The 11420-nt window shown below is 62.7% G+C and carries 13 protein-coding genes; 3 read left to right on the top strand and 10 right to left on the bottom strand.

Annotated elements, in window-relative coordinates; translation table 11 throughout:
* From QCE58_RS27510 to QCE58_RS27500, 3 genes are read right to left on the bottom strand one after another with little or no spacing between them, the layout of a single operon-like run.
* Positions 1–468, bottom strand: a complete 468-nt coding sequence (locus QCE58_RS27510) for a hypothetical protein (RefSeq protein ID WP_250521745.1) — start codon at positions 466–468, stop codon at positions 1–3.
* Entirely contained in the window at positions 469–1788 is a 1320-nt protein-coding gene (locus tag QCE58_RS27505) for a sorbosone dehydrogenase family protein (RefSeq protein WP_008353020.1), read from the bottom strand.
* Between the two features lie 22 nt (positions 1789–1810).
* Positions 1811–1978: a hypothetical protein gene (locus QCE58_RS27500; protein WP_250435961.1), complete on the bottom strand. Its 168-nt coding sequence runs from the start codon at positions 1976–1978 to the stop codon at positions 1811–1813.
* 177 nt (positions 1979–2155) lie between these two features.
* On the opposite strand from QCE58_RS27500, the gene QCE58_RS27495 reads away from it, so the two are divergent.
* Entirely contained in the window at positions 2156–2317 is a 162-nt protein-coding gene (locus QCE58_RS27495; protein ID WP_167561849.1) for a hypothetical protein, read from the top strand.
* Between the two features lie 66 nt (positions 2318–2383).
* Here the strand turns inward: QCE58_RS27495 and QCE58_RS27490 are convergent, their stop codons facing one another.
* Genes QCE58_RS27490 through QCE58_RS27480 form a run of 3 tightly spaced genes read right to left on the bottom strand, consistent with a single transcriptional unit; the run spans position 2384 to position 4971 of the window.
* Positions 2384–2764, bottom strand: coding sequence for a DUF3175 domain-containing protein (locus QCE58_RS27490; RefSeq protein ID WP_250435960.1), 381 nt, complete (start codon positions 2762–2764; stop codon positions 2384–2386).
* 16 nt (positions 2765–2780) lie between these two features.
* Positions 2781–3398 (bottom strand): UdgX family uracil-DNA binding protein, encoded by a 618-nt coding sequence (locus QCE58_RS27485; protein WP_250521744.1) that lies wholly within the window; start codon positions 3396–3398, stop codon positions 2781–2783.
* Positions 3399–3408: 10 nt separating this feature from the next.
* Complete coding sequence (locus QCE58_RS27480) at positions 3409–4971, bottom strand: FAD-dependent oxidoreductase (protein WP_250521743.1); 1563 nt, start codon at positions 4969–4971, stop codon at positions 3409–3411.
* Positions 4972–5172: 201 nt separating this feature from the next.
* On the opposite strand from QCE58_RS27480, the gene QCE58_RS27475 reads away from it, so the two are divergent.
* Positions 5173–6579: a cytochrome c peroxidase gene (locus QCE58_RS27475; protein WP_250521742.1), complete on the top strand. Its 1407-nt coding sequence runs from the start codon at positions 5173–5175 to the stop codon at positions 6577–6579.
* Positions 6580–6608: 29 nt separating this feature from the next.
* Here the strand turns inward: QCE58_RS27475 and ehuA are convergent, their stop codons facing one another.
* From ehuA to ehuB, 4 genes are read right to left on the bottom strand one after another with little or no spacing between them, the layout of a single operon-like run.
* Positions 6609–7433, bottom strand: a complete 825-nt coding sequence (gene ehuA, locus QCE58_RS27470; protein WP_275445878.1) for an ectoine/hydroxyectoine ABC transporter ATP-binding protein EhuA — start codon at positions 7431–7433, stop codon at positions 6609–6611.
* A gap of 26 nt (positions 7434–7459) precedes the next feature.
* A complete protein-coding gene (gene ehuD, locus QCE58_RS27465) occupies positions 7460–8119 on the bottom strand; it encodes an ectoine/hydroxyectoine ABC transporter permease subunit EhuD (RefSeq protein WP_208456975.1) in 660 nt (219 codons plus the stop codon).
* Between the two features lie 5 nt (positions 8120–8124).
* Complete coding sequence (ehuC, locus tag QCE58_RS27460) at positions 8125–8817, bottom strand: ectoine/hydroxyectoine ABC transporter permease subunit EhuC (protein WP_008353030.1); 693 nt, start codon at positions 8815–8817, stop codon at positions 8125–8127.
* 49 nt (positions 8818–8866) lie between these two features.
* A complete protein-coding gene (gene ehuB, locus QCE58_RS27455; protein ID WP_175979466.1) occupies positions 8867–9721 on the bottom strand; it encodes an ectoine/hydroxyectoine ABC transporter substrate-binding protein EhuB in 855 nt (284 codons plus the stop codon).
* Between the two features lie 226 nt (positions 9722–9947).
* Here ehuB and QCE58_RS27450 point away from each other — a divergent pair, with 226 nt between their 5' ends.
* Complete coding sequence (locus QCE58_RS27450) at positions 9948–11345, top strand: PLP-dependent aminotransferase family protein (protein WP_008353032.1); 1398 nt, start codon at positions 9948–9950, stop codon at positions 11343–11345.
* Positions 11346–11420 lie beyond the last annotated feature (75 nt).

The raw sequence follows: 11420 nt of genomic DNA, 5'->3' as shown, positions 1-11420 counted from the left end.
CTACTTGCGCACGGCACGCGCGCCGACGAGCGGATTGAACGCCGCGCGCTTCGGCTCGGCTTCTTCTTCCGTGCTCTTCTTCGCGGCGCGCGCCTTCGCGCGCGGCGGCGATGGGTCGCCGCCCAGTTGAGTCAGGAGATCTTCGTCGTCCTCGGCTTGCGCTTCGTGTTCTTGCGTCTCGCGCGCGCCGCCCGCGAGATGTTCGACCACGGAGATGAAGTCCTTGCGTGCGTTCTTCAACGCACGTCCCGGCATCATCACGAGCACGACGGCTTCGTGCACCGTATGGCCATCGACGGTTTGCAGCGTGCCATCTTCGTTCCAGTCGATGCTGCTATTCGCGTAAGCCGCGACGACGTGATGCAGCACCGCAGGCGACATCACGCCCGCATCGTAAAGCCCGACGATCTGCTTTTCCGCGAGCGCGAAGAGACCCGGCGCGCCGCGTGCCGACTTTCGCGCGGCCATTTATTTCGCGGCGGGCGCGACCCGCCACACCGTATTGCCGATATCGTCGGCGACGAGCAATGCGCCTTTGCCATCGATCGCCACGCCGACAGGACGGCCGAGCGCATGACCATCCGACGACAGAAAGCCCGTCAGAATATCTTCGGGCGGTCCTGAAGGCTTGCCATTGTCGAAGGGCACGAAGATCACCTTGTAGCCACTTCTCGGCTTGCGATTCCACGAACCATGTTGACCGATGAACGCGCCATTTCGATAGCGTTGCGCAAATGCGGTGCCGTCATAAAACGCGAGACCGAGCGAAGCGGTGTGCGCGCCGATCGCATAGTCCGGCGCGATCGCCGATTGCACGAGATCCGCGCGTTGCGGCTTCACGCGATCATCGACATGCTGACCGTAATAGCTGTATGGCCAGCCATAGAAAGCGCCGTCTTTCACGGAGGTCAGATAGTCCGGCACGAGGTCGTTGCCGAGTTCGTCGCGCTCGTTGACCACGGTCCAGAGCGCGCCGCTCTGCGGCTGCCACGCCATGCCGTTCGGATTGCGCAAGCCCGTCGCGAAGAGGCGCGACTGCTTCGATTCGATATCGACTTCCATGATCGCCGCGCGGCCGTTCTCCGCGTCGATGCCGTTCTCCGCCACATTGCTGTTCGAGCCGACCGTCACGTAGAGCTTCCTTCCGTCGCGGCTCGCGATGATGTTCTTCGTCCAGTGATGGTTGATATCGCCGGCAGGCAAGTCGATGAACTTCTCGCCCGGCGTCGTGATTTGCGTCGTGCCGTTTTCGTACTTGAAGCGCAGGATCGCGTCGGTATCCGCGACGTAGAGATCGTCGCCGACGAGCGCCATGCCGAACGGCGAATGCAGCTTGTCGATGAACACGCTGCGCGTTTCAGCGATTCCGTCGCCATCGGCATCGCGCAGCAGCATGATGCGGTCCGGGCTTGGAACGGCCGCGCCCGCGCGCTTCATCACCTTCTTCATGACGAAGCCTTTGATGCCGGCGTTTTCGTCGTGCTTCGCGGGCGCATTGCTTTCGGCGACGAGCACGTCGCCATTGGGCAGCGTCGCAAGCCAGCGCGGATGTTCGAGCCCCGTGCCGAACGCGGTCACATCGAAACCCTCGGGTGCGATGGGTTTTTGTCCCTGCGCCCAAGGTTTGGCAGGCGCGATGTTCACCGTCGGCATCATCGCTCTGCGCGGTGCGGGCAGCGTCGGGTTCGGGCCAAAGTCGTTCGCGTAATCGTCGGCGATGGCCGCGCCGCTCGCGAGCAACAACGCGAGCGCGACCGTGCCTGCCAGATGGCTCGGATGCGTTTTCAAACGTGACTCCTGAAACGTCGATTCAACCGCCGCCGATGCCTTGCGTCACCTTGCCTGTTCCGCCGCACGTCTTGCAGTCGGCGCCTTCGAGCTTGCCCGAGCCGTTGCAGTCCGGACAGATGTCTTCGCCGGTACCGGGCGCGCCGGGCTCGGCTTCATCGCCGGGATTGAGAGGAGGTTCTTGCACCATTGCTGTCTCCTTTGAGCGGGTCGCATCGTTTCTTAGCGGAAGCAAGAGACGTTCCTCGTGACGTTGCGAAGCGCCCGCATCATGCGGACGTCCGTTCTGGTACGCGCGATGCTCGCACTATCGTGCGGCGCAAGCCGAGGCTTTTAACCTACGCGATGACTTAGCCAGGAGGGCTTCATGAGCGGAAATCAAAAGCAAACGGGCAATCAGCCATCGACGCCCAAGCAGCACGGCCAGCAAGACCGGTCGCCGGGGCAACCGCAACAGGATCAGCAGAGCGGTCAGCAGCAGCAGAATCAGCCGTTGCCACAGCATCAGGGCGGTCAGCGGCAACCCTGATCTTCATGGAGAAGCGGTAGCCACGCAACGCGCGCGGCCTCGTTCCGACGAGGCCGCGCGGACGTTTCAGGGCTTGCGTCCGAACGCTTCGCGCAAGCGTTTTTTCGCGCGTTCCAGCGTGCTCTTGCGCGACTTCGGCAGATTGCGCCCCGCGCGATTGATGTAGAAGTTCAGCATCGACATTGCTGATTGAAACGGCGAGCCCTTGCGGCGGGTGCTGCGCGTCGACGAGCGCTTGAGCGAATCGGCGATCTCCTGCGCGTTGCCGGTCTTGAAGATGTCGCGCTGAATATCCATTGCATCGCTCGTTTCCATCACATGATGCGACCAGCGATGCGTCGTGCGCTCCGGCTTCTTGCGGACGCTCGCAAGCGAATGCCGCTGGCGCGTGCTGGGCCGCTTGCCGCTATTCTTCTTTTTCGCTGCTGACTTTGCGCTCGTTGTCATAGTCATTCCCTCAACGCTATTTCCGATGACGCGCGACGAGCCGATGTGCATCGCGCAACGCTTCGACGATTGCCTTGTATGCACGCTCGCGTGTCTCCGGATCGGGCGCGCGCAACGCGAACGAAGGATGATAGGTCGCGACGATCGCATGTCCCTCGTGTTCGAGCGCGTGCCCCATCGAGGCCTGCAGGGTCGCCTTCGAATCGCGCAACACGGACTTGAGCGCAGTCGAGCCGAGCGCGACGATCACTTGCGGCGCAACATCGCCTGTCTCGCGATCGAGCCAGTAATGGCAGGCATCGATCTCGCGCTGCGCAGGCGTCTTGTGCAGACGCCGCTTGCCGCGCGGTTCCCACTTGAAGTGCTTGACCGCGTTCGTTACATACACCTCCTTGCGCGTGACGCCCGCTTCTTCGAGCGCGCGATCGAGCATCGCGCCGGCAGGCCCGACGAACGGCTTGCCCTGCAAGTCTTCCTGATCGCCCGGCTGCTCGCCGACGATCATGATCGGCGCATGACGCGGACCGTTGCCCGGCACCGCTTGCGTCGCGTGTTCCCAGAGCGCGCAACGCCGGCATTCGTCGAGCGATGCGGGCGTCTGTTGCGGGTCGATATCGGCGCGTTTCGTGGCCATGTTCGCGCGCTCAGGCGTTGGCGATGCGACGTGCGTCTTCGAGCGTGAGCGGCTCGCGCATCGCTTCGGCGAGACGGCACACGGCGGCGTCGTGTTCGCACGCGACCACCGCGCCCACGCGTCCATCCTTCATCAGATACGCGATGAAATGCTGCGCTTCGAGATCGCCGTCTATTTCGATGCTGTCGGGCTCGCTGACATGTCCAAGATAGTCGAAGGTCTTCTCGTAGTGATAGGTCCAGAAGTAAGGAACGCCGACATACGTGCGTGCGCTGCCCGCCATGTTGTACGCGGCGACGCGCGCATGTTGCTGCGCGACACGCCAATGCTCGATGCGCACGCGCTGGTCCGAGCGCGGCAACGGAAAGCGCGCGATATCGCCGGCGGCATAGAGCGCGGGCGCGGCGAGCATGGACGTGTCCACATCGATGCCGCCATCGTCCGCGAGCTCGACATCCGCAAGAAACGACGTGGCGGGTTCGACGCCCGTGCCCGCGAGCACGACATCGGCTGCGATCTTCTCGCCGGAATCGAGGATCACTTCGCTCACCGCGTTGCCGCCCCTCAATGTGCTTACGCGTGCATTCATATGAAACGTCACGCCGTTCTTCTCGTGCAGCTTTCTGAACATCTCGCCGATGCGCTCGCCGAACTGCTTCGCGAACGGCACCTTGCCCGGCGCGACGATGGTCACGTCGACGTTTCGCTTCCTCAGACATGAAGCCGCCTCGAGCCCGATGAAACTCGCACCGACGATCACCGCGCGCTTGTGCTGTTCGAGCGATCCGAGGATCGCACGCGCATCGTCGCGAGTGCGCAGCAGATGTACATGCGCGAGGTTTGCGCCGGGCGTCGTGAGCGGCTTCGGCACGCCGCCGGTGCAGACGAGCGCGGCGTCGTAATCGATCTTGTGTCCGTTTGCGAGTTCGACGCGCCGGTTCTTCGCGTCGAGATGAACGGCAGGCGATTCGTTGCGTTCGATGTCGTGCTTCGCGAAGAAATCGTCGTCGAGCAGGGGCGGAACGTCGTCGGGTGGCATGTCGCCCGCGAGCGTGAACTTGCTGAGCGAGGTGCGATCGTACGGCTCGCGCGCGTCGCCGCCGACCAACACGATGCGTCCGCCGAAACCGGCTTCGCGCAACGCCGAACAAGCGGCCGCGCCCGCCGCGCCCGCGCCCACGATGAGCATGGTCCGGCTATCGTTGGTCTGCTTCTGCGATACGTCGCCGCTCTCCACGGGTTGCGCGGACACATACACATCGCCGTCCTTGAGCATCGCTTCATAGCGCGTCAACGCCTTCAAAGGCGGCGGCTCGACGAGACTGCCGTCGCCGACATCGAACGTGCCTTTGTGCCACGGACACACGATGCGTCCGTTGCAAATCGCGCCTTCGTCGAGCGGCCCGCCCGCATGCGGGCATTTGGCGGTGTACGCGCGCACATTCTCTCCGTCGCGCACGAGGAGGATCGGAATGTCCTTCGCGTCCTTGTCTTCGCTCTTGACGCACACGCGCGTGCCGCGCCCGGCGGACAGATCCGCGAAACGCGCGACTTTATGCAGGGTGGGGGGCATCGCACTCTCCGGTGGTCATCGAATGAGCGTGAAGCAATAAACGGTCCTCGACGCTCATGCGACGCCATGGCGCACGGCATTCGACGCCACGCATCAGGCGCGACAAGTTGTCCGGGAAAGGACGTTGACGGCTCTCAACCACGATTCCGGCCGCGTTCGTTAGCATCGCTAGCCAACTAATTCGAAAGCTAGAGCCAGTCGATGTCAAACATGTTGAAGAAGTCGTTGTTAGCGGTCGCGGGGGTCGTCATTGCAGGATATCTGGGCATGTCGGGTTATGCGTATCTGCACGACACGGCGTATGCGAGCAAGGCCGCAGAAGGGCCGGTGTCGTCGGCGCAAGCGGGTTCCATTCGCAACGTGCTGAACCGCAACGCATGCTATTACTGCCATTCGACGAAGGCCGAATTGCCGTCGTATTCGACATGGCCTGGCATCGCGCAGTTATCGAAGCATGACGTCGAGAAAGGGCTGCGTCATTTCCGTATCGACGCGCTGTACAACGCTCTCGAAGACGGCACGCCCGCGCCTGAAGCCGATATCGCCAAGCTCGAAACAGTCGTGAAAGACGGCACGATGCCGCCCGCTGCGTTCCGCGCCGTGCACTGGAGCACGGGCCTGACGCAGGATGATCGCGACATGCTGCTCGAATGGATCGCCGATGTCCGCAAAGCGAACTATGCGACGCACGGCGTAAGCGACGAATTCGCGAACGAGCCGGTGCAGCCATTGCCGGCATCGCTGCCCGTCGATGCGCGCAAGGTCGCGCTCGGCATGCGCCTGTTCCACGATCCGCGCCTGTCGTCTGACAATTCGATCTCGTGTGCGAGCTGTCATGGCCTCGGAACCGGCGGCGTCGACAACCGCAAGCTATCGCTCGGCGTGGGCGGTCAACTCGGCGGCGTGAACGCGCCGACCGTATTCAACGCGGCGCTGAATCACGCGCAGTTCTGGGACGGACGTGCCGCGACGCTGCAGGATCAGGCGGGCGGGCCGCCGCTGAATCCGGTCGAGATGGCTTCGGTTTCGTGGGATCAGATCATCGGGAAGCTGAACAAGGATGCGGAGTTCACGCGCGCCTTCACGAGTGTGTATGAACGCGGCTGGTCGGGCGACGACATCACGGACGCCATCGCCGAATTCGAAAAGACCTTGCTCACGCCGAGCCGTTTCGACGCCTATCTTCGCGGCGACAAGACCGCACTCAACGAGCAGGAATTGCGCGGCTATCAGCTATTCAAGGCGAACCGTTGCGCGACCTGTCACGTCGGCGCGAATCTCGGCGGCCAGTCGTATGAACGGATGGGACTCGCCGGCGATTACTTCGCGGCGCGCGGCGTTGCATTGACGGATGCGGACAAAGGCCGCGCGAACGTGACACGCGATCCGGGCGATCTGCATCGCTTCAAGGTTCCGGGACTGCGCAACGTTGCGCTGACCGCGCCGTATTTCCACGACGGCAACGTGAACGACCTGAATCAGGCGGTTCGCGACATGGCGAAGTACGAAGTGGGAACGAAGCTATCGGAAGCGGATGTCGAGTCGATCGTCGCGTTCCTCAAGGCACTCACGGGAACCTATACGCCGCTGGCGGCGAGCACGCAGTAAGCCGCACCCGCGCCGCGCGCAGCAACGAATCAAAGCGCCTCGGTCACCGCACGCAGGAACTGCCGCGTGCGCTCATGCTGCGGTGCGCTGAAGAACTGCTGCGGCGGCGCCTGTTCGATAATCTTGCCTTGCGAGAAGAAACACACGCGATCGGCGAACTCTTTCGCGAAGCCCATCTGGTGCGTGACCATCAGCATCGTCAGGTTGTGTTCTTCGCCGAGACGGCGAATCACGTTGAGCACTTCGCCGCATAGTTCGGGATCGAGCGCGGATGTCACTTCGTCGAACAGCATGATCTTCGGCCGCATGGCGAGCGCTCGCGCAATCGCGACGCGCTGCTGCTGTCCCCCCGACAATTGCGACGGGTAATGCTCGCACTTCTCCGCGAGGCCGACGAGCGACAGCAGTTCGCGCGCGCGCTCGGTCGCTTCCTTCTTCGACAATCCGAGCACGCTCATTGGCGCTTCGATCGTATTCGCGAGCGCGGTCATGTGTGGAAAGAGATTGAAGCTCTGAAACACCATGCCGATCTTGCTGCGAACCTGACGAACATGCCGCGGCGATGCGGGCACGAGCTTGCCGCCGCGCATTTCGTGCGTGAGCGGCTGCCCGTCCACTTCGATGACGCCATCGGTCAGCGGATCGAGCGTCATCAGTACGCGCAATAGCGTGGACTTGCCCGAGCCGCTCGGGCCGATGATCGCCACCTTCTCGTTCGGCGCGACATCGAGATCGAGGCCGTCGAGCACGGTCAGCGCGCCGTAGCGTTTGGTGACGTTGCGAAAGCGCACCATCGGCGTGTTCGCGCTGGCGTCGGCTGCGCGGCCGAGCGCGGGGTCGAAATCCCGTTTCATCTGCTGCTCCTGGTATTGAGTCGCGGTCATGGCAGCCTCACGCGCCGTTCGATATGACGCACGCCCGAAGCGAACGTCACGCTGATGATGAGAAAGAAGATTCCGGTCATCGTGATGGGTTCGAGATAGCGAAAGGTCTCGGAGCCGATGTTCTTCGCCTGCTGCATCAGTTCGACGACGGTGATCGCGGAGAGCACCGGCGTGTCCTTGAACATCGCAACAAGGTAGTTGCCGAGCGCGGGAATCACCGGGCGGATCGCTTGCGGCAGAATCACGCCGGTATAGGTGCGCCACGGCCGGAGCGACAGCGCGCACGATGCTTCCCATTGTCCGCGAGCAACGCCGTTGAGTCCCGCGCGATACACCTCGGACACGTAGCATGCGTAATGGACCGCGATGCCGAGCGTGCCCGCCGTCAACGCCGACATCGTGAAGCCGTAAAGCGGCGCGACATAGAAGAGCACGTACACCTGAATCAACAGCGGCGTGCTGCGTATGAACTCGATGAAGAACGCAGTCGTCTTCGCGAGCGGCGCGAAATCGCTGCGCCGCATGATGGCGAGAACGAGGCCGAGCACGAGCGCGATGGCGAACCCGACGAGCGTGATGCCGATCGTATAAGTCGCCGCGCGCGCGAGTTCCGGCAGGATATGCAGCGCGTATTTCACATCGAAGAGTTGACCCAGCGACGTCATGATGCGGCCCCCGGTAAGGTGCGGCTCGCGCGACGGATCGCGACATGACTGCTCACGCGCCGCTCGAACACCCGCATCACGGCGACGATCACCTGCGCGAGCACGAAGTAGATGAGCAGCGTGAGCCCGAAGATTTCCGCTGTCTTGAAGGTCGCTTCGTCGAGCTGGCGCGCGCGGAACGTGAGATCCGACAGCGTGATCAGCGAGACGAGCGATGTGCCCTTCAACAGTTCGATCATCAGATTCGTCGCGGGCGGCAGCGCGTTGATCATCGCCTGCGGAAGCACGATGCGACGCAGCCGCGCCGTGGCCGGCATGTTCAGCGCGAGCGCCGCTTCGTACTGTCCGCCCGGCACCGAACGCAGCGCGCCGCGCAGAATCTCGGAGCCATACGCGCCGTAGTGCAACCCGAGCCCGACGATGGCGACCGTGAAGGGCGTCAGTTGCACGTTGAACGGCGGCAGCGGCAGCACGAAGAAGAGCCAGAACAACTGCACGAGCAGCGAAGTGCCGCGAAACACTTCGACATACACGTTGCCGATCCATCGCACGACACGGTATGGCGCGGCGCGCAACGCCGTCGCGACGCCCGCCATGACGATCGCAAGCAGGATGCTGATGAAGGCGATCTGGATCGTGACGAGCGTGCCCTTCATCATCAAGGGCAGAAGCTCACGGAGGTCACTCATGACGGTTCCTCGCTAGTAGATGAAGCTGCGCGTCGCGATGCATCGATGCTCAACCGGCGCACAGTTCCGGCGCTTTCTTCGCTGTCACGTTGGACTTGTCGAAGCCGAAGGGCGCGACGGTCTTCAAATGATCGTCGGTGCCGAGCCACTGATGCAGCTCCTTGTTGACGGCGTCGCGCAGATCGGTGTCTTCGGGTCGGAACGCGAGCGCGCCATAGCCTGTGTGCTTCGGATCGTCGTTGAACTGCTTGATCGCCTCGACCGACGAGCCGCCTTTTTCGGCGAGGCCCTTCATCGTCAATGCGGTGCCGACAGCCGCGTCGGCGCGACGCGCGCGCACGGCCTGCAATTGCGCGGTCGTGTCCGGAACCTGAAGAATCTGGTCGTCCTTGATGCCCGCCGCGCGCGCATAACCGAGTTCCGCCGTACCTGCCATCACAGCAAGCTTCGTGTCCGGCTGCTTCGCGACATCGGCATAGCTGTGCAGGTTCTTCGGATTGCCCTTCATCGTCAGCAGCGTGTCGGGAATCTGATATTGCGGATCGGCGAACGCCACTTGCTTGCAACGCTCGGGCGTGATGTACATGCCCGCTGCAATCACGTCGAAGCGGCCGGCTTTGAGGCCCGGAATCAATGCGCCCCATTCGGTCAGCACCGCATCGACCTTCTTCACGCCGAGCTTGGCGAACACCTTCTTCGCGATCTCGGGCGATTCGCCGGTTACGGTGCCATCGGGCGTCGTGTAGGCGAAGGGCGTTTCGTTCGCATAGCCGATACGCACCTCGCCGGTGCGCTGGATGCGCTGCAAGGTGGTTTCCGCGTTCGCGCTTGTGGCATAGGCGGCAAGACTCGCTGCCGCGACGCACGCCGCCGCCAGCATTCCAGACAGTCGCTTCGTGTTCATATCGTTCCCGTAGTAATGGTTCTTCAAGCGTGGTCGAGTGGGGCGGCGCTGCATGTGAGAGACCGAGGAAAACCCTTACTCCAAGGGGCTTTGGAGTCACTCGCCGCATAGCCACCGACGCAGAATACAAAGCCATATATTTGTTCCGATTGCTCTAGGACAATTATTTTCGCGCGCGCTTTTGGGCCACTATTGCGCATGGAACCAGGCATGCGAGGAACAGCAAGTGAATGAAAGATGGCGCGACGCCGTGCGTACCGTGCAGGGCGTGCAGTCGAAGTACAAGCGGCTCGTCAAGGCGATGGCCGCCGATATAGAAAGCGGCGCGCTCGCATCGGGCGAACGGTTGCCGCCGCAACGCGAAGTCGCCGCCGATCTCGCGATCAGCGTGCAGACCGTCACCAATGCCTACAAGGAACTCGAACGGCAAGGGCTGATTCGATGCGAGGTCGGACGCGGGAGCTTCGTCAGCGCGCGCGTGACCGAAACGATGTCCAATTACATGCTCGACACCGCCGAGCGCTCGGTCGTCGATTTTTCGATCGCGCGCATCGTCCATACGCCCGAGCATGACGCGATGTGGCGCAAGGTCTGCGCGACGCTTTCGACCATCGACGATCAGCCGTGGATACGTGCGTTCCGGCCGATTGCGGGCTTCGACAGTCATCGACAGGCGGGCGTCGAATGGCTCGCTTCGCTCAACATGCCCGCGAAGGTCGAGACGCTGCTCGTCACCAACGGCGTCGCGCATAGCATCTTCCTTGCGCTGGCGAGCATCGTCGGGCCGGGCGATACGGTGCTGTGCGAAAGCCTCACCGATCACGGCGTAATCGGATCGGCGAACGTGTTGGGGTTTACGCTCAAAGGTCTTGAGATCGACGAGCACGGCATTCGCCCTGAGCACTTCGAGGAAGTCTGCGACAGCGAACGCGTGAGCGCGCTCGTCTGCACGCCGACGCTGAACAATCCCACGGTCGCGATGATGCCCGACTCCCGCCGCCGCGCGATTGCGCGCATCGCGGAACGCTATGGCGTCTATGTGATCGAGGACGATGTCTATGGCGCGTTGCCCGCGAAAACGCAGACGCCTATCGCGAGCCTCATTCCGGAACTCGCTTTCTACTGCACGAGCATGACCAAGTCCGTATTGAGCGGCTTGCGCACGGGCTTCATGACGGTGCCGCGGCGTCTTGCGTTGCGTGCGGAAAGCGTGCTGCGCGTCAGTTGCTGGATGGCGACCTCGCCCATCGCGGAAGTCACCGCGCGCTGGATCACGGATGGCACGGCGCAACGTCTCGTGGAGATTCAGCGCGAGCGGCTCGCGGCACGCCAGGGCGTCGTGCGCGAAGTGCTCGGCGAATACGTGCTCGGCAGTCATCCGAACGCGCTTTCGGTATGGCTGCGTGTGCCCGACGAATGGGAAGCGGAGCGCATCACGCGTGAATTGCGCAATCGCAATATCGCCGTGACGTCGCCGGATCCGTTTCTCGTGCGCGGCGCGGACCGGCCCAATGCGGTGCGGCTATGCGTGGGCGCGGAAGTCGGCGAAAGCACGTTTCGCAGCGCGGTCGAAACGATGCGCGAAGTCTTCGGTCAGTACCCGCATGTGCATGACTTCAACTAAATGAACTAGGACAATCGAAAACGATTTTTTAGGACATTAGACTGAGTTGCATGGTTAGCTCAAACGCAATTCAGG

Origin of the sequence: Caballeronia sp. LZ028 (assembly GCF_031451415.1) — a bacterium.
Lineage (GTDB): Bacteria > Pseudomonadota > Gammaproteobacteria > Burkholderiales > Burkholderiaceae > Caballeronia > Caballeronia zhejiangensis.
Note: the sequence above shows the minus strand (reverse complement) of the source record. Positions and strands in the feature narration are given on the sequence as shown.

What these genes read in the sequence shown, in the direction of transcription:
- QCE58_RS27510 (WP_250521745.1), bottom strand. Translation starts at nt 468, where the DNA reads ATGGCCGCGCGAAAGTCGGCACGCGGCGCGCCGGGTCTCTTCGCGCTC.
- QCE58_RS27500 (WP_250435961.1), bottom strand. Translation starts at nt 1,978, where the DNA reads ATGGTGCAAGAACCTCCTCTCAATCCCGGCGATGAAGCCGAGCCCGGC.
- QCE58_RS27495 (WP_167561849.1), top strand. Translation starts at nt 2,156, where the DNA reads ATGAGCGGAAATCAAAAGCAAACGGGCAATCAGCCATCGACGCCCAAG.
- QCE58_RS27490 (WP_250435960.1), bottom strand. Translation starts at nt 2,764, where the DNA reads ATGACAACGAGCGCAAAGTCAGCAGCGAAAAAGAAGAATAGCGGCAAG.
- QCE58_RS27485 (WP_250521744.1), bottom strand. Translation starts at nt 3,398, where the DNA reads ATGGCCACGAAACGCGCCGATATCGACCCGCAACAGACGCCCGCATCG.
- QCE58_RS27480 (WP_250521743.1), bottom strand. Translation starts at nt 4,971, where the DNA reads ATGCCCCCCACCCTGCATAAAGTCGCGCGTTTCGCGGATCTGTCCGCC.
- QCE58_RS27475 (WP_250521742.1), top strand. Translation starts at nt 5,173, where the DNA reads ATGTCAAACATGTTGAAGAAGTCGTTGTTAGCGGTCGCGGGGGTCGTC.
- ehuA (WP_275445878.1), bottom strand. Translation starts at nt 7,433, where the DNA reads ATGAAACGGGATTTCGACCCCGCGCTCGGCCGCGCAGCCGACGCCAGC.
- ehuC (WP_008353030.1), bottom strand. Translation starts at nt 8,817, where the DNA reads ATGAGTGACCTCCGTGAGCTTCTGCCCTTGATGATGAAGGGCACGCTC.
- ehuB (WP_175979466.1), bottom strand. Translation starts at nt 9,721, where the DNA reads ATGAACACGAAGCGACTGTCTGGAATGCTGGCGGCGGCGTGCGTCGCG.